At 58.4% G+C, this 19,255-nt stretch carries 19 protein-coding genes; 11 read left to right on the forward strand and 8 right to left on the reverse strand.

Annotated features, from left to right (window positions below; translation table 11 throughout):
• Nucleotides 1-96: 96 nt before the first annotated feature.
• The 8 genes from ribE (at nucleotide 97) to AB5Y67_RS04840 (ending at nucleotide 8,360) form a co-directional block, all read left to right on the forward strand.
• Nucleotides 97-567 carry a 6,7-dimethyl-8-ribityllumazine synthase gene (gene ribE, locus AB5Y67_RS04805; protein ID WP_005338866.1) on the forward strand — a complete coding sequence of 157 codons (471 nt, stop codon included), beginning with the start codon at nucleotides 97-99 and terminating at the stop codon, nucleotides 565-567.
• 14 nt (nucleotides 568-581) lie between these two features.
• On the forward strand, nucleotides 582-995 hold the full coding sequence (gene nusB, locus AB5Y67_RS04810; RefSeq protein WP_005343514.1) for a transcription antitermination factor NusB: 414 nt from the start codon (nucleotides 582-584) through the stop codon (nucleotides 993-995).
• A 57-nt stretch (nucleotides 996-1,052) separates the two neighbouring features.
• Nucleotides 1,053-2,012 (forward strand): thiamine-phosphate kinase, encoded by a 960-nt coding sequence (gene thiL, locus AB5Y67_RS04815; protein ID WP_144714265.1) that lies wholly within the window; start codon nucleotides 1,053-1,055, stop codon nucleotides 2,010-2,012.
• On the forward strand, nucleotides 2,009-2,503 hold the full coding sequence (locus AB5Y67_RS04820; RefSeq protein WP_021230380.1) for a phosphatidylglycerophosphatase A: 495 nt from the start codon (nucleotides 2,009-2,011) through the stop codon (nucleotides 2,501-2,503). The genes thiL and AB5Y67_RS04820 overlap by 4 nt, the downstream gene beginning before the upstream one ends.
• A 487-nt stretch (nucleotides 2,504-2,990) precedes the next feature.
• The gene (locus AB5Y67_RS04825; protein WP_005358467.1) at nucleotides 2,991-4,715 is read left to right on the forward strand and encodes an ABC transporter ATP-binding protein; all 1,725 of its coding nucleotides are present in this window, start codon (nucleotides 2,991-2,993) and stop codon (nucleotides 4,713-4,715) included.
• Nucleotides 4,716-4,785: 70 nt separating this feature from the next.
• The gene (locus tag AB5Y67_RS04830; RefSeq protein ID WP_021230378.1) at nucleotides 4,786-6,342 is read left to right on the forward strand and encodes an ABC transporter substrate-binding protein; all 1,557 of its coding nucleotides are present in this window, start codon (nucleotides 4,786-4,788) and stop codon (nucleotides 6,340-6,342) included.
• Nucleotides 6,343-6,441: 99 nt separating this feature from the next.
• The gene (locus AB5Y67_RS04835) at nucleotides 6,442-7,416 is read left to right on the forward strand and encodes an ABC transporter permease (protein WP_005343520.1); all 975 of its coding nucleotides are present in this window, start codon (nucleotides 6,442-6,444) and stop codon (nucleotides 7,414-7,416) included.
• Between the two features lie 2 nt (nucleotides 7,417-7,418).
• Nucleotides 7,419-8,360: an ABC transporter permease gene (locus AB5Y67_RS04840; protein ID WP_040068611.1), complete on the forward strand. Its 942-nt coding sequence runs from the start codon at nucleotides 7,419-7,421 to the stop codon at nucleotides 8,358-8,360.
• 127 nt (nucleotides 8,361-8,487) lie between these two features.
• Here AB5Y67_RS04840 and AB5Y67_RS04845 read toward each other — a convergent pair whose 3' ends face one another.
• Nucleotides 8,488-8,703, reverse strand: a complete 216-nt coding sequence (locus AB5Y67_RS04845) for a SlyX family protein (RefSeq protein ID WP_005335285.1) — start codon at nucleotides 8,701-8,703, stop codon at nucleotides 8,488-8,490.
• Between the two features lie 14 nt (nucleotides 8,704-8,717).
• Nucleotides 8,718-9,686 carry a vegetatible incompatibility protein HET-E-1 gene (locus tag AB5Y67_RS04850; protein WP_043820853.1) on the reverse strand — a complete coding sequence of 323 codons (969 nt, stop codon included), beginning with the start codon at nucleotides 9,684-9,686 and terminating at the stop codon, nucleotides 8,718-8,720.
• A 118-nt stretch (nucleotides 9,687-9,804) separates the two neighbouring features.
• Between AB5Y67_RS04850 and fkpA the strand changes: the two genes are divergently transcribed.
• Together fkpA and AB5Y67_RS04860 are read left to right on the forward strand one after the other, a co-directional pair.
• Nucleotides 9,805-10,608 carry an FKBP-type peptidyl-prolyl cis-trans isomerase gene (gene fkpA, locus AB5Y67_RS04855; protein WP_005335283.1) on the forward strand — a complete coding sequence of 268 codons (804 nt, stop codon included), beginning with the start codon at nucleotides 9,805-9,807 and terminating at the stop codon, nucleotides 10,606-10,608.
• A 151-nt stretch (nucleotides 10,609-10,759) separates the two neighbouring features.
• The gene (locus AB5Y67_RS04860; RefSeq protein ID WP_111899894.1) at nucleotides 10,760-12,166 is read left to right on the forward strand and encodes a sigma-54 dependent transcriptional regulator; all 1,407 of its coding nucleotides are present in this window, start codon (nucleotides 10,760-10,762) and stop codon (nucleotides 12,164-12,166) included.
• A gap of 55 nt (nucleotides 12,167-12,221) precedes the next feature.
• On the opposite strand, the gene AB5Y67_RS04865 is transcribed toward AB5Y67_RS04860, so the two are convergent.
• The 3 genes from AB5Y67_RS04865 to AB5Y67_RS04875 all read right to left on the reverse strand — a co-directional run bounded on the left by AB5Y67_RS04865 (nucleotide 12,222) and on the right by AB5Y67_RS04875 (nucleotide 14,028).
• Entirely contained in the window at nucleotides 12,222-13,091 is an 870-nt protein-coding gene (locus tag AB5Y67_RS04865; RefSeq protein ID WP_160882203.1) for a hypothetical protein, read from the reverse strand.
• A 113-nt stretch (nucleotides 13,092-13,204) separates the two neighbouring features.
• Nucleotides 13,205-13,540, reverse strand: coding sequence for a hypothetical protein (locus AB5Y67_RS04870; RefSeq protein WP_160882204.1), 336 nt, complete (start codon nucleotides 13,538-13,540; stop codon nucleotides 13,205-13,207).
• 143 nt (nucleotides 13,541-13,683) lie between these two features.
• On the reverse strand, nucleotides 13,684-14,028 hold the full coding sequence (locus tag AB5Y67_RS04875; RefSeq protein WP_160882205.1) for a DUF2956 domain-containing protein: 345 nt from the start codon (nucleotides 14,026-14,028) through the stop codon (nucleotides 13,684-13,686).
• Between the two features lie 267 nt (nucleotides 14,029-14,295).
• Here AB5Y67_RS04875 and ushA point away from each other — a divergent pair, with 267 nt between their 5' ends.
• Nucleotides 14,296-16,020, forward strand: a complete 1,725-nt coding sequence (ushA, locus tag AB5Y67_RS04880; protein ID WP_160882206.1) for a bifunctional UDP-sugar hydrolase/5'-nucleotidase UshA — start codon at nucleotides 14,296-14,298, stop codon at nucleotides 16,018-16,020.
• A 133-nt stretch (nucleotides 16,021-16,153) separates the two neighbouring features.
• On the opposite strand, the gene dxs is transcribed toward ushA, so the two are convergent.
• The 3 genes from dxs to xseB are packed head-to-tail and all read right to left on the reverse strand — an operon-like array spanning nucleotide 16,154 to nucleotide 19,186.
• Nucleotides 16,154-18,022 carry a 1-deoxy-D-xylulose-5-phosphate synthase gene (gene dxs / locus AB5Y67_RS04885; protein WP_160882207.1) on the reverse strand — a complete coding sequence of 623 codons (1,869 nt, stop codon included), beginning with the start codon at nucleotides 18,020-18,022 and terminating at the stop codon, nucleotides 16,154-16,156.
• 21 nt (nucleotides 18,023-18,043) lie between these two features.
• On the reverse strand, nucleotides 18,044-18,934 hold the full coding sequence (ispA, locus tag AB5Y67_RS04890) for a (2E,6E)-farnesyl diphosphate synthase (protein ID WP_199427589.1): 891 nt from the start codon (nucleotides 18,932-18,934) through the stop codon (nucleotides 18,044-18,046).
• On the reverse strand, nucleotides 18,935-19,186 hold the full coding sequence (gene xseB / locus AB5Y67_RS04895) for an exodeoxyribonuclease VII small subunit (RefSeq protein ID WP_040068599.1): 252 nt from the start codon (nucleotides 19,184-19,186) through the stop codon (nucleotides 18,935-18,937).
• Between the last annotated feature and the right edge of the window lie 69 nt (nucleotides 19,187-19,255).

A 19,255-nucleotide genomic window follows, 5' to 3' on the forward strand; every position in this document is an offset into this window, starting at 1 on the left:
TCTATTGCGGCCATGGTTTTTGTCGTGGGTCTGTTGTGCTAGAATGTGCGCACTTTTGACTCCGGCCCTTTTGATTGCACAGATACAGGATTTCCAATGAAGGTTATCGAAGGAAATATCGCCGCTCCTGAGGCGCGCGTTGCTATTGTTGTTGCCCGTTTCAACAGCTTCATCAACGACAGTCTGGTGAACGGCGCGGTGGACGTACTGAAGCGTCAAGGTCAAGTGCAGGACAGCAACCTGACACTGGTAAAAGTGCCGGGCGCGGTTGAAATGCCATTGGTCATCAAGAAGCTGGCCAAGAGTGGTCAATACGACGCCATCGTGGCGGTCGGTACTGTCATCCGTGGCGGCACCTACCACTTCGACCTGGTGGCAAACGAGAACAGCAAGGGCATGGCCCAGGTAATGATGGAATATGAAATTCCCGTTGCCTTCGGTGTGCTGACCACTGAAAACATTGAACAAGCCATCGAGCGTGCAGGTACCAAGGCGGGTAACAAGGGTGCAGAGGCTGCACTGGCAGCGCTCGAAATGATCAACGTCCTGAAAGAACTGGACGTGTAACGAGGAGAAGTACATTGAAACCGTCTGAGCGCCGTAAAGCCCGCCATTGCGCCACCCAGGCCATCTACCAGTGGCAGATGACCAAGGCTAACGTGGGTGACATCGAAGAGCAGTTCAAGATCGATCAGGACACCAAGGGTGTAGACCTGAACTATTTCCGCGATCTGCTGTTCGGGGTAGCCCTCCACTGCAGCGAGCTGGACAAGGTGTTTGCACCTTTCCTCTCCCGTCCGCTGGAAGAAGTGGACATGGTGGACAAGGCGATCCTGCGTCTGGCGACCTACGAGCTGACCCGTCGTGATGATGTACCGCCGCGCGTGGTCATCAACGAAGCGATCGAGCTGGCCAAAGCTTTTGCTGCCGATGACAGCCACAAGTTTGTCAACGGTGTACTGGACAAGGTGATCAAGTCGCTGAACAAGCGTTGATCCTGCTGTCCGTCAGCATCTAAGAGAGGAGCCAGCTTATTGCTGGCTTTTTACTGTATGGGTGAATTTGAGCTGATTGATAAGTACTTCAAGGTCCCCCACGCCCGCAAGGACGTGGTGATGGGCCCTGGAGATGACTGTGCCCTGCTGACCCTGCCCCCCGATACCCAGCTGGCGGTGAGCACCGACACTCTGGTGAGCGGCGTACACTTCTTTCCCGACATGGATCCGGTGGATCTCGGCTACAAGGCGCTGGCCGTCAATCTCTCCGATCTCGCCGCCATGGGGGCCGAGCCGCGCTGGGTGTCGCTGGCACTGACTCTGCCTGCCATCAACGAAGGTTGGGTTGCCGGGTTTGCCGAAGGGTTTCTGGAGCTGGCCGAGTACTACAATGTGGCGCTGGTGGGCGGAGACATGACCCGCGGGCCGCTCTCCATCACCATCTCGGTGAAGGGATCGGTGCCTGCCGGGCGCGCCTTGATGCGCAGCGGCGCCAAAGCCGGTGACGGCATCTATGTGACCGGCACTCTGGGTGATGCCGCGTTGGCACTCTCCCATCTGATGGGCAAACGCACCCTCAACGAGAACCAGCTGGCAGCCGTGCTGCCACGGCTCGACCACCCCCATCCCCGCATTCTGGCCGGTCAGGCGCTGCGCGGGTTGGCGGGTAGTGCGCTGGATCTCTCCGACGGTCTGGCATCGGATCTCGGCCATATCCTCAAGGCCTCCGGCGTGCGGGCCCAGATCGATCTCGATCTGCTGCCGCTCTCGCCGGTGCTGCAGGATGCGGTGAGCGAGCAGGAGGCGTGGCAACTGGCGCTGGCCGGTGGCGATGACTACGAGCTCTGCTTCACCGTACCAGAGGAGCACCGCGGCGCGCTCGATACGGCGCTGGCCCACAGCGGGGTCAAGTTCAGCCGTATCGGCCGCATCGTGGCGGGCGAGCCGGGCATCGACTACCTGCGTGGCGACCAAGCGGTCGAGTTGCAACTGAAAGGGTGGGATCACTTCGCATGAGTTTGTTCAGGATAAAGCCCGAGCTGACACGACTGGATCTGAAAAATCCGCTTCATTTTTTGGCGGTGGGGTTTGGTTCCGGTCTCAGCCCCAAAGCGCCGGGCACCATGGGCACCCTGGCGGCCATTCCGCTCTACCTGCTGGTGAGCGGGCTGCCGACCTATTGGTTTATCGCCTTGCTGGCGGTGGGTTTTGTCGTGGGGATCCGTATCTGCCAGAGCGCCACCGATGCCATCGGCATGCCGGATCACGGCGCCATCGTCTGGGACGAGGTGATCGGTTTTGGCGTCACCATGATCGCCGCGCCTGCCGGCTGGGAGTGGGTGGTGGCGGGCTTCGCGCTGTTCCGGTTGTTTGACGTGCTCAAGCCCTGGCCCATCTCCTGGTTTGATCGCCGGATCCACGGTGGCCTGGGTATCATGCTGGACGATCTGATCGCTGGCCTGTTCGCCCTGTTTTGTATGCAATTACTGGCATTCTGGCTCGGCTGAGAGCCATCTTCCGGGGGATGACCGTTCTGGCATCCCCCGATTTATATCTGCTTAATTTTCATTCATCGGCATATGCTGCCGTTTATCATCCATTTCACATAAATATTCACTACTCATTCGGGGCTCGTGATTGTTTTGGAAATAGTGATAAATGCTGCTTGTTGCGTTGTTGTTGAAATTAAAGTAATGATACCAATAGATGTACGGACGCACCGGCCATTTTTGTGATGAAAATCATCATTTATCTCTGCCGAATTGGTGGTTATCTGCACAAAACATTGCGGAATTGTATAACTCAATCATTTACACCCGTGGTCAAACCGTCTAAGTTACTCGCGGGTTATTCCAAAAAAATGCAAAAAACCCGCCCGGATCGCTGGTTTCGCTGCCTCATGGATTGAGCAAATATTGCCCAAGGTAACAACCGGCATCTGCGGCTGATTTACGGACGAATTATTTGGGACGGATGTCCCCCGCAGAGGTAAACATGTCCTTGCTCGAAGTAAAGAACTTGCGGATCGAGTACCCCTCCCGCTACGGGGTGCTGGCCGCGGTGAAGGATCTCTCTTTCTCTATCGAAAAGGGTGAGATTGTCGGGGTGGTCGGTGAATCCGGCGCCGGCAAGTCCACCATCGGCAACGCCGTTATCGATCTGCTGAGCCCGCCGGGTCGCATCGCCCGTGGCGATATCTATCTCAATGGCGAGCTCATCTCCGGCAAGAGCCAGAACGAGATGCGGGCCATCCGTGGCTCCCGTATCGGGTTCATCTTCCAGGACCCCATGACCTCCCTCAACCCGCTGTTCACCGTTGAGCATCAGCTGGTGGAGACCATTCTGGCCAATACCGACCTCTCTCGCGAGGCTGCTTTTGCCAAGGCATTGGAGCTGATGGGGGCGGTGGGTATTCCGCAGCCGGAGCTGCGCATCAAACAGTATCCGCACCAGTTCTCCGGTGGCATGCGTCAGCGGGTGGTTATCGCCATCGCGCTCTCCTGCGATCCGGAGCTGATCATCGCAGATGAACCGACTACGGCGCTGGACGTCTCCATTCAGGATCAGATCCTCCAGCTTATCCGCGCCCTCTGCAAAGAGCGTCAGGTGGGCTGCATGCTGGTGACCCATGACATGGGCGTGGTCTCCAACGTTACCGACAAGGTGGCGGTGATGTATCGCGGCGATCTGGTGGAGTTCGGCCTGACCGAACAGGTGCTGGGCAGCCCCAATCACCCCTATACCCGCAGCCTCATCTCGGCGGTACCCCGCTCCGATGTGAAGCTGGTGCGTTTCCCGCTGGTCTCCTATATCGAGGATGCCAGTGCGCCGGATACCAATATCGACCTCAAGACCCACTGGCTCGGCCAGAGTCAGGACGAGCGTGCCTATGAAGGGGCGCTGCTGCGGGTGGAGAACGTCGATCTGAAATTCGTCACCAAGGACTCCATCTTCCCGAGCCGCCGCCAGTATGTGCGCGCCTGCAACAACATCAGCTTCGAGATCTTCGAAGGGGAGACCTTCGGTCTGGTGGGGGAATCGGGCTCCGGCAAATCGACTATTGCCCGCGCCATCACCGGTCTCTATCCGCCTGATACCGGCAAAATCTTCTTTGAGGGGATCGATCTGACCGCCCTCAAGAGCGAACGCGAGCGTCGCCCTCTGCGTCGCCAGATGCAGATGGTGTTCCAGAACCCCTATTCGTCGATGAACCCGCGGATGAAGGTGCGCGACATCATTGCCGAGCCGATCCGCTTCCATCAGTTGGCGAGCAGCGAGAGCCAGATTGAGGGGATTGTCGGCGATCTGCTGGATCATGTGGGTCTCGGTCGTGGTGCCGGGGTCAAGTATCCCCACGAGTTCTCCGGCGGTCAGCGCCAGCGTATCTCCATTGCCCGCGCCCTGGCCACTCGCCCGCGCTTCCTTATCTGCGACGAGCCGACCTCGGCACTGGATGTGTCGGTGCAGGCCCAGATCCTCAACCTGCTCAAGGATCTGCAGCAGGAGCTCAAGCTCACCATGCTGTTTATCAGCCACGATCTGCCGGTGATCCGCCAGATGTGCGACCGCATCGGGGTGATGCAGCACGGTCATCTGGTGGAAGTGGCAGAGACCGAGAAACTCTTTACCAATGCCGAGCATGAGTACAGTCGCAAGCTGATCTCCCTCATGCCGGAGTTCAAGGGAATGTCCCGCGAGGGGCTGGAAATCGCAAGCTAGGAGAGCGCCGGTGCGCCGGTCTGCTTGTCAAAAAAAGTGTCATAAGAAAGCCAAAAGCATGGAGAACAAGATGAAGAAAGGATTGTCCAAGATTGCCCTGGCGCTGTTTGCCGCCGGTTTCGCCTTCAGTGTCTCAGCCGCTGATATCAAGGTGGGTGTCGCTTCTGACGCCACTTCGCTGGATCCGCAGGAGCAGCTCTCCGGTCAGACCCTGGAGATGTCGCACCTGGTATTCGATCCCCTGATGCGTTACACCCAGGACCTGCAGTTCGAGCCCCGTCTGGCCGAGAAGTTCGAGCGTGTCGATGACAAGACTGTCCGCTTCCACCTGCGCAAAGGGGTCAAGTTCCACTCCGGTAACGACTTCACCGCAGACGACGTGGTGTGGACCGTCAACCGCCTGAAATCCTCCGTCGACTTTAAGGCGATCTTCGATCCCATCAGCGAAGTGAAGAAGGTCGATGACTACACCGTGGATCTCGTCACCGCCAAGCCGTTCCCGCTGGTGCTGCAGACCGTCACCTACATCTTCCCGATGGACTCCAAGTTCTACACCGGCAAGACCGAAGCGGGCAAAGACAAGGCCGAGATCGTCAAAAACGGCGACTCCTATGCCTCTACCCACGTCTCCGGTACTGGCCCGTTTACCGTCAAGTTCCGCGAGCAGGGTGTGAAGCTGGATTATGCCCGCAACGCCAACTACTGGGACAAGGCCTCCAAGGGTAATGTCGAGAACCTGACCGTGGTGCCCATCAAGGAAGATGCGACCCGTGTTGCAGCTCTGCTGGGTGGCGACGTGGACATGATCTATCCGGTTGCGCCGAACGATCTGGAGCGCGTGAAGAATGGCAAGGACTCCCAGCTGGTCACCCTGTCCGGTACCCGCGCCATCATCATCGAGCTGAACCAGAACACCAACCCGGCACTGAAAGACAAGCGCGTGCGTCAGGCGATCAACTACGCCATCAACCAGGTGGGCATTGTCGAGAAGATCAACAAGGGCTTCGGTACCCCTGCTGGCCAGCTGAGCCCGAAAGGCTATGCCGGTCACAATGAGGCGCTGGTGCCCCAGTATGATCTGGCCAAGGCCAAGGAGCTGATGAAAGAGGCCGGTTACGAGAAAGGCTTCAAGATGACCTTCATCTCCCCGGCCGCCCGCTACGTCAACGACGTCAAGATTGCCCAGGCGGTCTCCGCCATGCTGGCCAAGATCAACATCAAGGTGGATCTGAAGACCATGCCGGTGGCCCAGTACTGGCCCGAGTTTGACAAGTGCGCCGCAGACATGCAGTTGATCGGCTGGCACTCCGACACCGAAGATACCGCGAACTTCTTCGAGTTCCTGACCTTCACCAAGGACGCCAAGACCGGTATGGGCCAGTACAACTGCGCCGGTTACGCCAACGCCGAAGCTGACAAGCTAGTGATGGATGCCAACGCCGAGACCGATCCGGCCAAGCGTGCCGAGATGCTGAAGAAGGTCGAAGCCATGCTGATCGAAGATGCTGCCTACGTGCCGTTGCACTGGGAAGATCTGGCCTATGGCGCCAAGAAGAACGTCGACATCAAGCCGGTGGTCAACGTGATGAACTTCCCTTACCTGGGTGACCTGGTGGTCAGCAAGTAAGAGAACGTCACAAGGAAGGACGGGGCGGGGTGGTCAGCTGGCCACTCCGCCCACTAACAGAAGCCTGTGCCACGACACAGGCCACGTAGAAGGACAAGCATGTTTACATTCCTGCTGAAACGGTTCTATCAGGCCGTGATAGTGATGTTCGTCATCAGCCTGGTCGCCTTCTCCATCCAGGATAACCTGGGTGACCCGTTGCGCGAGCTGGTGGGACAATCCGTCTCCGAAGCCCAGCGTCACGAGTTGCGCGAGAAGATGGGCCTTAACGATCCCTTCCTCATCAAATACAGCCGCTTTCTGAAAAATGCGGTGCATGGGGATTTGGGCACCTCCTATTTCTTCAAGCGACCCGCTCTCGAGGTGATCCTCGACAAGCTGGTGGCTACCCTTGAGCTGGTGTTTGCTGCCGCGCTCATTATCGTGGTGGTCTCCATTCCACTCGGTGTCTATTCGGCGATCCGCCCGCGCAGCATTCCCACCAAGATCATCATGGCAGGGAGCAGTATCGGTATCTCGATCCCGGTATTTTTGACCGCCATCATGCTGATGTACCTCTTCTCCATCCAGCTGGGCTGGCTGCCAGCCTATGGCCGCGGCGAGACCCGTAACCTGCTGGGCTGGGAGTCGGGCTTCTTCACCTGGGATGGTATCAAGCACCTGATCCTGCCGGCGGTGTCTCTCTCCTCCATCATGTTGCCGCTGTTTATCCGGCTGGTGCGCTCCGAGATGCTGGAGCAGCTCTCCTCCGAGTACGTCAAGTTCGCCCGCGCCAAAGGGCTGGATAACAACAAGGTCTACTATCAGCACGCTCTGAAGAACACCATGCTGCCGGTCATTACCGTTGGCGGGGTACAGATCGGCACCATGGTGGCCTACACCATCCTGACCGAGAGCGTGTTCCAGTGGCCGGGTACCGGCTTCCTGTTCCTTGAGGCGATCCACCGGGTCGATACGCCCCTCATCACCGCTTACGTCATCTTCGTGGGACTGATCTTCGTGGTGACCAATACCCTGGTCGACCTGCTCTACGGGTTGATTAACCCGACCGTTAACCTGACTGCCAAGGGGTAAGCATGAGTAACGCTGTAACTGCAAGCCCAAGCCGTTGGGCACGTTTCAAGAATTCCGACATCGTCTACTACTTCCTGCGGGACAAGGTAGCCATGTTCAGTTTTGCGGTGTTCGTGGTATTTGTGCTGGCGGCGCTGCTGGCGCCCTGGCTCGCCCCGCACAACGTCTATGACCAGACCAGTTTTGATCTGATGGATGCCGAGTTGCCCCCCTCCTGGCTCGAAGGCGGCGAGGAGCGCTTCTGGCTCGGCACCGACAACCAGGGGCGGGATATCTGGAGCACCATCCTCTATGGCGCCCGTATCTCCCTCACCATCGGCCTGTTTGCGGTGGCGCTGCAGCTGGTGCTCGGTATTGTCATCGGTCTGATTGCCGGTTATTTCGGTGGTCGTATCGACAACCTGCTGATGCGCTTTGCCGATGTGCAGCTGTCGTTCTCCACCATGATGGTGGCGATCATCATCTCCGCCATCTTTCAGGCAACCTTTGGCTCCGAGTTCTACTCGAAGTTCGCCATCATGATGCTGGTGGTGATCATCGGTATTGCAGAGTGGCCGCAGTACGCCCGTACTGTGCGCGCCTCTGTGCTGGCGGAGAAGAAGAAGGAGTATGTTGAAGCAGCCAAGGTGATGGGATTCCGTGCCCCGCGCATCATGTTCCGCCACATTCTGCCCAACTGTTTGTCGCCCATTCTGGTGATCTCCACCGTACAGGTGGCCAACGCCATCATGAGCGAGGCTGCGCTCTCCTTCCTTGGTCTGGGGATGCCGGTTGATCAGCCCTCGCTTGGTTCGCTTATCAGCGTCGGCTTCAACTACATCTTCTCCGGCTCCTGGTGGATCACCGCCTTCCCGGGTATCTGTCTGGTGGTGCTGGTGCTGGTCATCAACCTGCTGGGTGACTGGTTGCGGGATGTGTTTAACCCCAAGATCTACAAAGGTTAACGCGGGCCGACTCTGAGGCGCCGAGTCGCAGCTGTCAGGTCATTTGGATGAAAAAAATCCGAAATCGGTTTAGCCGGTTTCGGATTTTTATTGGTTTTGAGCAGACAGCTTGTTGATTGCACACCCGTCAGTAGTGCGGCGGCGGGGTCTCTTCGGCCATGCTGGCAATCTGGCTGGGCTGTACGCTTTGTAGTTTGTCGATCAGCAGCTGGATCTGGTATTTGAGCCGATCGAGTTCACGGCCCTGGGTGGTTACCTCGTCGTTGAGCTGCTCTATGGTGTACTCCGCATAGGCGAGACGGGTTTCCAGGGTTTCGATTCGATCGTTAAGTTGCTGACTCATGGGCCTTCGGGTCCTTACTTGATTGTCCAGATTTCGGCCAGACCACTGGAGCTGGCACTGACAAGGTGGCTATTGTCGCGCAAAGCGACGCCGTAGACCACTGCGCTGGGTGGTTTCACCTTGGGTTGCGGCGAGACGCGCCAGCTCTGCAGTAGGGCACCATCGCTCACTTGCCACAGGGAGAGCTGACGGGAAGGGGCGCCGGTGATGAGCCACTTGCCATCGTTGGCAAAGCGGGCGCTGGTGTAGACCTCGAAGCGGTGATCATATTGCAGCTGACTCACCTCTTTGCCGGTTTTCAGATCCCAGATGCTGGCCCGGCTGCTGTCGGCGGTGAAGGCGTAGCGGCCGCTCGGCTCCAGTCTGGCCATGATCACCCGGCCACCATGGTTGAAGCGCCAAATTACCTGCCCGCTACGGGTATCCCACAGATAGGCGCTGTAGTCGTTGCCGCCGGTCAGGGCGTAGCGACCGTTGGCGGAGAGATCCACGGTATTGACCTGTTCGGTGTGCCCCAGAAACTGCAGGCGACGACCGCTTCGGGTATCGAGCCACTCGGCCTTGCCATCTTCCCGCCCGATCAGCACATAACGACCGTCGGCAGAGAGCGCGATGTCCCTCAGCCTGGATTCAGGAAGTGAGTAGTAGCCTTGTGATTGCCCGTCGCTCAGCCGCCAGGTTGCAAAGGTGTCGGGGGTGGCGGTGACGGCATGGCTGTTGCCTTCGGAAAAGCGGGTAATGAATACCAGATCATCCGCCGAGTCGGATTGCTTCCAGCGCCAGCGTTGACGGTTCTGTTCCAGATCCCAGACGATGATGCCCTGGCTGATGCTGGAGACGATGGCTTGCTTGCCATCACTGGAGAGATCTGCGGTCAGCAGACCCGTGCTGGCGAGGGTCATTTGCTGGTTGGGTTGGGAGCTCTGCTCGCAACCGGTGAGCATTAAACAGAGGCTCACCAGATAAATGGCACTTTTTATCATTTTTGCGGTCTCACGCTTTTGTTACCTGCGATCACGGCGTTAGTATAAGGCGCTTATCACGATAAACCTCTCATTTCACGATGGAACCGAGAGCGGTATTTGGAGTTTGGAGAAACTGATGAACAAATTTCTGAAGGTGTCCCTGTTGGCGGCGGCCGTTGCCGTCGGTCTGACTGCTTGCCAAAAAGACGAGAAGCCTGCTGCGGCCAATACCGCCGAAGTGAAGGCAGAAGCCAGCAAGCCGGCAGAGGCGACCAAGGCCGAAGCCAAGAGCTTTGAAGAGCAATCTGGCTACGCAATTGGCCTCTCCATGGGTCGTTACATCGCCAATACCCTGGAGCGTCAGCAGGAACTGGGCATCAAACTGGACAACGCCGTGATCCTGAAAGGGGTGACTGACGGTCTGGGCAAAGAAGCCAAGATGACTGATGAAGAGATCCAGAAGGTACTGCAGGATTACGACGCCAAGATCAACGAGCTGACCAAGGCCAAGGCCGAGAAAGACGCCGTTGAGAATCTGAAGAAGGGCGAAGAGTTCCTGGCTGCCAACGCCAAGAAAGAGGGTGTGAAGAGCACTGAATCCGGCCTGCAATACGTGGTCGAGAAGATGGGCACTGGCGCCAAGCCGAAATCTACCGATATCGTCAAGGTTCACTACACCGGTACCCTGACTGATGGCACCAAGTTCGACAGCTCCGTCGATCGCGGCGAGCCGGCTACCTTCCCGCTCAACCAGGTTATCCCGGGTTGGACCGAAGGCGTGCAGCTGATGCCGGTTGGCTCCAAGTTCAAGTTCTTCCTGCCGTCCAAGCTGGCCTATGGCGAGCACGGTGCAGGCTCCATCCCGGCGAATGCCGTACTGGTGTTTGACGTTGAGCTGCTGGCTATCGAGAAGCCGACTGCAGACGATGCCAAGAAGTAATCTTTTCTTGTAGTGAAAAACGGCTCCTTAAGGAGCCGTTTTTACTTGTGTATTCCCTGCAATCGCGGGATAACAGAGCTGTCTTGGCGTTGGGTTTACGCGCGAAAATAAGGCAAAATAGATCGCAGAATCAAATACAAGGATGAGTCCAGTGGCTGAAAATAAATCGCGTGTCCTGCTGGTGGAAGATACCCGTAGTCTGGCGGTGGTCTATGAACAGTACCTGCGCCAGGAGGGGTACGAGGTAGTGCTGGCCGACTGTGGTCAGCAGGCGTTGGCACAGTTGCTGGCAAGTCCTCCCCCCGTGGTGCTGCTGGATCTGGAGCTGCCTGATATGTCCGGTATGGATATTCTGCAGATGATCACCGAACAGCAACTGCCCTGCTCTGTGGTGGTGATCACCGCCCACGGCTCGGTGGATGTGGCGGTGGAGGCGATGCGCCTCGGTGCTTTTGATTTTCTGACCAAGCCGTTTGACAGCAAGCGGCTCTGCGCCACCGTTCGCAATGCCTTGAAACATCAGCAGTTGAGCTCGCTGGTTGCCCACTATCGGGAGAACTTCGAGCGCAGCTCCTTCTTCGGCTTTATCGGTGCCTCCATGTCGATGCAGGCGGTCTATCGCATCATCGAAAGTGCGGCGCCCAGCAAGGCGACCGTCTTTATCACTGGCGAGAGCGGCACCGGCAAAGAGGTGTGTGCCGAGGCGATTCACCAGTGCAGTCCCCGCAGCGAACAGCCCTTTATCGCCCTCAACTGCGCCGCCATTCCCCATGATTTGATGGAGAGCGAGATCTTCGGTCATGTGAAGGGCTCTTTTACCGGTGCGCAGGGGGATCGCAAGGGGGCGGCCAGTCTGGCCGATGGTGGCACCCTGTTTCTCGACGAGATCTGCGAGATGGACCTGGATCTGCAGAGCAAGTTGCTGCGCTTCATCCAGACCGGCACAGTGCAGCGAGTCGGCAGTGGCAAGCTCGAGACGGTGGATGTGCGCTTTATCTGCGCCACCAACCGGGATCCGCTGGTCGAGGTAAAAGCGGGCCGTTTTCGCGAGGATCTCTACTATCGGCTCCACGTCATTCCCCTCACTCTGCCGCCGCTGCGGGAGCGGGGCGAGGATATCCTGCTGCTGGCGCGTACCCTGCTGCAGAGCTACGCCAAGGAGGAGAACAAACGCTTCAAGGATTTCGACGTCGAGGCGGCACGAGTGCTGCTCGACTACCCCTGGCCTGGCAACGTACGCGAGCTGCAAAACGTGGTGCGCAATATCGTGGTGCTCAACGACAAGGAGCTGGTGAGCCCGGATATTCTGCCGCCACCGCTCAATGGGGTTCGTCCCCAGCTGCCGGCTGCGATTGCGGCAGCGGTGGTATCGGCTCCGGCCGCCACCGGCGTGGCCAACGGGCCAATTCGTCCGCTCTGGCTGGTGGAGAAAGAGGTGATCGAACAGGCCATCGCCAGCTGTGACGGCAACATTCCCAAGGCGGCGGCCCTGCTCGAGATCAGCCCCTCCACCATTTACCGTAAAAAGCAGGGGTGGGAGGAGTCCAATCGGGCCTGAACCATCTTGCCAGCAGAAAGGGCGGCTAGCGTGCCGCCCTTGCTATTTTGGGGGATCAGAGTTTGGCGAGGCGCTTGAGGCGGGCCAGTCGCTCCCCCTCGTTGGTGCTGAACCAGCGGTCCTGTGACAGCAGAAACCAGGCGCGGGAGAAGTATTCCGCGGCCAGCGGATCGTCCAGCACCAAGGCATTCTCCCCCAGCTCCTCGAACAGATAACCATCCTCTGGTTCGCCAGCCTCGGCCATATCGGTCTTGAGCTGGTGCAGCTCTGCCAGCGCCTGCTGGTGCTGACCCTGGGCCCGGGTCAGGCGAGCCAGACTCCAGCGAGCGATAAACGCCTTGGCCGGCTGGTTATGTTGCAGATGCCAGACCAGACACTTCTGCTGCTGGATTTTCGCCTCATCAAAGCGGCCCAATTCGAACAGGGTCCAGCCCTGATTGTTGTAAAGGGGGGCCAGCCAGCCGCGCACCTTCTCGTCACTGCTGCGTTCCGCCAGCTCCATCGCCAGTTGATGCCAGCGGCTCTGCTCTTCCAATGGTGCGGCGATGGCGATCATGTGAGCGGCGTCGATGGCGAGATAGGTCTCCTTCTCCTTGAGCCCCCACTGCCAGGCTTGTTCAAACAGCGGTTTGGCACTGGCTTTGTCGCCCGCCGAGTTAAAGGTGCGGCCTCGTTCCAGCAGAGCCCGGATCCGCGCTCTGGGGGTTGTGTCGGTGAGGCGAGGCGCTATCTCGTCGAGCAGCTGGTGGGCTTCGGCAAACTGGCGCTGCAGCGAATGGGTGCGGGCAATTTGGGTCAGCAACTCCAGTTCGAGTTGCAGGTCGGCGGCGGTGCGCGCTTCGGGAAGAAGGGTGTGAAAACGCAGTGCGCTGGCGGCGGGATCCTGATAATCCCACAGCGCCATGAAATCGGGCGGATTGTCCATTTGGCCTCCTTGCTGGTTATCCTGTCACCAAGATGCCTGCAGGCCATTGTTTGTACAAGGGGCGCCCGTCACAGAGCGCCCCTTGAGTCATGTTAACGGCTGTTGTCAGCCGGTCAGTAGACCATGGCCAGGCTCATCAGCATCAGACCGAGGGCGGCAAAGGCCCCCTCCTTGATAGCGAGCCGTGGCACCAGCGCCTTGGGCAGGGCCGGAAACAGGCTCAGGGCAAAGCCAAGGCCCGGCATCAACCAGTGGAATGCCGGGTCGCGCAGGGCGGGAGCGGCGGCTCCATTGATGATGATCAGCAAAATAAACAGGGTGAAGGCGGGGAGGATAAACCAGCGTACCCCACCGGCGGCGACCGCCCGCAGCGGCGAAATGCGATAGAGAAGCATGGTCACAAGGAACAGAACAAAAGGGGCCAGCAGATAGAGCGGAGCGGGGTTCATAACATCTTTCCTGAAAACTGATCGTCAAAAAACCGGTTGTCCGGTGCAAGAGGCGCGGGATTTAATCACTCTTCGCAGGTAATCACCAGCAGCCCGGGTCCGAGCTGTGAAGAGGATCCCGGATAAAGGTTTGCTCGCGCGTCTTAGTGCAACCAGAACCAGGCTGCTGCAAATCCCAGCCAGCTCAGCACCAGCAAGATCCAGGGCAGGGGATGCTGATGGCTTACTTCAACCACTTCAAGCTGATCGTCTTGCTCTTCGGTTTGTGGCGCACCCTGTGGTTGCCTGGCTTTGGCCTGCATTTTTTTCTGGCGGCTCGCTTCGCGGGCTCGCGCCTTCATCTGTTTCTTGTATTCGTCGATGCCTTTCTGGATCCCTTGCGCGATAAGCTGGGTCTGCTCTTTGGTCTGCCCCGGCTTCTGGTTGGCACGGGCAATTTTCATCGCCTCCTGCTGGGTCTCGGGGGAAATCTTGTCGTACTTGGTCATCAACACACTCCTCGGGCATGGCTGGCTGGGGAGTATGCCATAAAGGCGCGTCCGGGTGGCGTCTCCTTGGTGCGGGAGGGGATCAAGTGAGTGACAGCTCAACAAAAAACCTGACAAATCAGCAGGAAGCCGGATGTTGGGCCGAAGATCACAATTAGCAGAATTTGTGAGTCATCGATGAAAAACGGTCATCTGTTGTTTGTTATATTGGCGCCCGACCCGCTGGATAGGGTTGATAAATAACAAAACAATCAAGGTGATATGGAAATGAATAATAACTTTATCAAAGGCGGCGTGGCACTGGCCGTGCTTGCTGCACTGACTGGCTGTAATACCTCGAGCAATGACACCGTTGCACCCTGCACCGAAAATGTCTGCAAACTGACTATCCTGCACACCAACGATACCCACGGCCGTTTCTGGCACAACGCTGAAAATGAGTATGGTATGGCTGCCCAGAAGACTCTGGTCGAACAGCTGCGTGCCGATGCCAAGGCTGCTGGCAGTGACGTACTGGTTCTTTCCGGTGGTGATGTGAATACCGGCGTGCCGGAGTCCGATCTGCAGGACGCCGAGCCTGACTTCATGGCGATGAACAACATTCGCTACGATGCCATGGCAGTGGGCAACCATGAATTCGACAACCCCCTCAGCGTGCTGGAGAAGCAGCGCAAGTGGGCCCAGTTCCCCATGCTCTCGGCCAACATCTATGACAAGGCCAGTGGCAAACACTACTTTGACCCCTACAAGGTGTTCAAGCTGGAGAGCGGTCTCAAGGTCGCCGTACTGGGCCTGACCACCGAAGATACCGCCCAGCTGGTTGACCCCAACAACGTGCAGACCCTGGAGTTCCGCGATCCGACCAGCGAGGCGGCCAAACTGGGCCAGCAGATCCGCAGCAATAAGGAGGCCAATCTGGTCTTCGCCATCACTCACATGGGCCATTACGAGAATGGTCAGCACGGCAGCAATGCGCCGGGCGATGTAGAGATGGCTCGCGCACTGCCGGCAGGGACTCTGGATGCCATCATTGGTGGCCACTCCCAGAATCCGGTCTGTATGGAACCGGGTACCACCAACAAGTACGCCAATTTCAAACCGGGTGATAACTGCCAGCCGGATCAGCAAAACGGCACCTGGATCATGCAGGCTCACGAGTGGGGCAAGTATGTGGGCCGTGCCCAGTTTGAGTACCAGAATGGCAAATTGACCCTGACCAGCTATGACCTGATCCCGGTCAACCTGATCAAGCGCAACGCCAAGGGCGAGGCGATCGATGCCAACGGCGCCGTGACCAAGGACCCGGCCAAGATGCAGTTCGTACAGGACGAGATCACCAAGGATCCCGAGCTGTATAACACCCTGCTGGGTTATCAGGAGAAAGGTCAGCAAGAGCTGAATGTCGTCATTGGCTCGGCAGATGGCTTGCTGGTTGGTGATCGCAACTCGGTTCGCAACAAGCAGACCAACCTGGGTCGCCTCATCACCACGGCGACCAGCAGCAAGCTGGGTGTCGACTTTGGTATCGTCAACTCAGGCGGTGTGCGCGACAGCATCCCGGCCGGTGATATCACCTACCGCAGCGTGCTGCTGGTGCACCCGTTTGGCAACACGGTCAACAAGGCTGTCATGAAGGGAAGCGAGCTGGCGACCTATCTGGGTCAGGTGGCAAGCAAGACCCGCAATACCGGTGGTTATGCCCAGTTTGGCGGTATCAACATGGCGGTGGATTGTCAGGCCAAGAGCGTCAATATCACCAGTATCGGTGGCAGGGCGTTTGATCCGGCAGCAACCTACAGCTTCGCGATCCCGAGCTTCAGCGCCTCCGGTGGTGACGGCTATCCGAAGATCGATACTATCAATGCCGGGTTGGTGGATGCAGCCGTGCTGAAAGAGTTCATCGAGATCAAGAAGGTGATCAACGTGGCCGATTATCAGCCAGGCAATGAGGTGAGCTACCTGAACTCAGCCTCTACCGAAGGGTGTAACTAAGCGCTGTCGATTCGGTATCGTCACAACAGTAGTCACACTCTGCTGTCTTCTTAAAAAAATCCCCAGGCATTACCTGGGGATTTTTTCGAACCGTTACTGAATTTTCCTGTCTATTGCATCACATCGTGTCTCGTCAGGCTTGCAGCCAGCTTTCGATGCTGCGCTGGATGCCTGCATTGTCCAGACCGAGCAGGGCATAGATCTCCTGCTGGGTACCCTGTTCCACGAAGCTGTCCGGTAAGCCAAGGTTGAGCACCGGCTTGCACTGTTTGCTGCGCATCAGCAGTTCGTTCACCGCTGAACCGGCGCCGCCCATGATCGCGTTGTCTTCGATGGTGACGAACTGATCGTGGCTGGCCGCCAGCGACAGCACCAGCGCCTCATCCATCGGTTTGACAAAGCGCATGTCCACCAGAGTGGCATCCAGTGCCTCTGCGGCCGCTTTCGCGTGGTGCAGCAGGGTACCAAAGGCCAGAATGGCGGTGCCTTTGCCCTCTCGAATAATGCGTCCCTTGCCAAGCGCCAGCGCCTGCATCTCTGACGAGATGGGGGCGTCGCTCAGGCTGCTGCCGCGCGGATAGCGCACTGCGGCAGGGCCCTGATGGAGGTAGCCGGTATAGAGCATCTGGCGGCACTCGTTCTCGTCAGATGGCGTCATCACCACCATGTTGGGCACGGTACGCAGGAAGCTGATGTCGAACGCCCCCTGATGGGTCGGGCCATCGGCGCCCACCAGACCGGCCCGGTCGATGGCGAACAGCACCGGCAGATCTTGCAGCGCTACGTCGTGGATCACCTGATCGTAGGCGCGCTGCAGGAAGCTCGAATAGATGGCCACCACCGGCTTCTTGTCGGCGATGGCGAGACCAGCGGCGAAAGTGACCGCATGCTGCTCGGCAATGGCCACGTCGAAGTAGCGATCCGGATACTGCTGGCTGAATTTCACCAGACCGGAGCCTTCGCGCATGGCGGGGGTGATACCGACCAGCTTCTCGTCTTTGGCCGCCATGTCGCACAGCCATTGGCCAAAGATGGCGGAGAAGGTTGGTTTGGCGCTGCTCGCCTTGGGCAGGGAGCACTCGTCCGGATTGAACTTGGGCACGGCATGATAACCGATGGGGTCTTTCTCCGCCGGCTCGTAACCCTTGCCCTTCTTGGTCTTGACGTGCAGCAGCTGCGGGCCCTTGAGGTTGCGCATGTTGCGCAGGGTCTCGACCAGCGCCTCGATATCGTGACCGTCAATGGGGCCGATATAGTTGAAGCCGAACTCCTCGAACAGGGTGCCGGGCACCACCATTCCCTTGAGGTGCTCTTCAGCCCGCTTGGCCAGCTCCTTGACCGGCGGCAGACCCGCCAGCACCTTCTTGCCGCCTTCGCGGATGGTGGTGTAGAGCTTGCCTGACATGACCCGGGCCAGATGGTTGTTGAGCGCGCCGACATTCTCTGAGATGGACATCTCGTTGTCGTTGAGGATCACCAGCATGTCCTTGTGGACATCGCCGGCGTGGTTGAGCGCTTCAAAGGCCATCCCTGCGGTAATGGCACCATCACCGATCACTGCAACGACCTTGCGACCCAGCCCTTCACTCTCGGCGGCGACCGCCATACCGAGCGCCGCACCGATGGAAGTGCTGGAGTGGCCGACGGAGAGCACGTCGTACTCGCTCTCGCCGCGCCAGGGGAAGGGGTGCAGACCATCCTTCTGTCGGATGGTGTGGATCTGGTCACGGCGCCCGGTCAGGATCTTGTGGGGATAGGCCTGATGGCCCACATCCCAGATCAGCCGATCGAACGGGGTGTTGTAGACGTAGTGCAGGGCGACGGTCAGTTCGACCGTGCCGAGACCAGAGGCAAAGTGTCCGCTGGAGCGGCTGACTGAGCGCAGCAGATATTCGCGCAGCTCGTTGCACAGCACCGGCAGCCGATCTTTGGGCAAGGAACGCAGCTCGACCGGAGTGTCCGCGAGGGCCAGGTTGGGGAAATTGCTAATATCAACGCTCATATTGTTACTGTTATCCAGCGTTTAGTGGGTTCGCTCGATGATGTAATCGGCAAACGCTTCCAGAATGTCGGTATTGTAGGGCAAGGATTGCAGGGCTGTTAAGGCTTTCCCATGCAGTTCGCGAGCCAGCTCACGGGCATTTTCGAGTCCGAGCAGGGCCGGATAGGTACTTTTCTCCAGCGCCAGGTCAGAACCTTGCGGCTTGCCCAGGGTGGCGGTATCACCTGTGATGTCGAGGATGTCATCCTGCACCTGAAAGGCGAGGCCAATCGCGGCGGCGTAGGTTTGCAGGGCAGCCAGCGTGTCGTCATCGACATCGGCTTTGCACAGGGCGCCGAGCGCCACGGCGCATTCAATCAGCGCACCGGTCTTGTGGCGGTGTACCTGCTCCAGTTCGGCAAGCGTGATCTGGCGCCCTTCGGCCTGCAGATCCAGCGCCTGACCGCCACACATACCCAGATAGCCGGAGGCACGGGCGAGGGTACTCAGCATCCGCACCCGGTTGGCCATCAAGGTATCGGGCATGGGGTGATCGGCCAGAATGGAGAACGCCAGGGTCTGCAGCGCATCACCGGCCAGAATGGCGGTTCCTTCGTCAAACGCCTTGTGAACGGTTGGCTGACCACGACGCAGGTCGTCGTTATCCATGGCGGGCAGGTCATCGTGCAGCAGGGAGTAGGCGTGGATGCACTCCACGGCAGCCGCGGGGCCATCCAGCAGTTCGCTCTTGACGCCCAGCATCTCGCCGACCGCGTAGACCAGAAACGGGCGAACCCGCTTGCCGCCCAGCAGCAGGCCATAACTCATGGCATCGCGCAGGCGCGGCGCCATGGCGGGCAAGGATTCAAGTTGTGCTGACAGACAGTCGTCAATACGCTGACGATGCAGACGGGAAAAATGGTCCAGCGCCACTCACTCCTCTCCTTGTTCTGGCTGGAAGGTGGCGAGCTGGTCACTGCCATCGGCTTGACTGAGCAGGATCTGGATCTTCTGTTCGGCCAGTTCCAGCTTCTGCTGACCGGCCCGAACCAGATGAACGCCCTGCTCAAACTGCTTGAGTGCCTCTTCCAGGGGTAGGGAACCTTGTTCCAGCTGATGAACGATGGTTTCCAGCTCTTCCAGAGTGGCATCAAAACTCAGACGGTCGATTTTTTTACTGGCCATGTCCATCCTCGGGGATTGAAAAAAACGGCTTATATTAACATCGACCGTCCACAGGGGGGAGGCAGAAAA

The sequence above is a fragment of the Aeromonas sp. s12 genome (genome assembly GCF_040907925.1).
GTDB classification, from domain to species: Bacteria; Pseudomonadota; Gammaproteobacteria; order Enterobacterales; family Aeromonadaceae; genus Aeromonas; species Aeromonas veronii.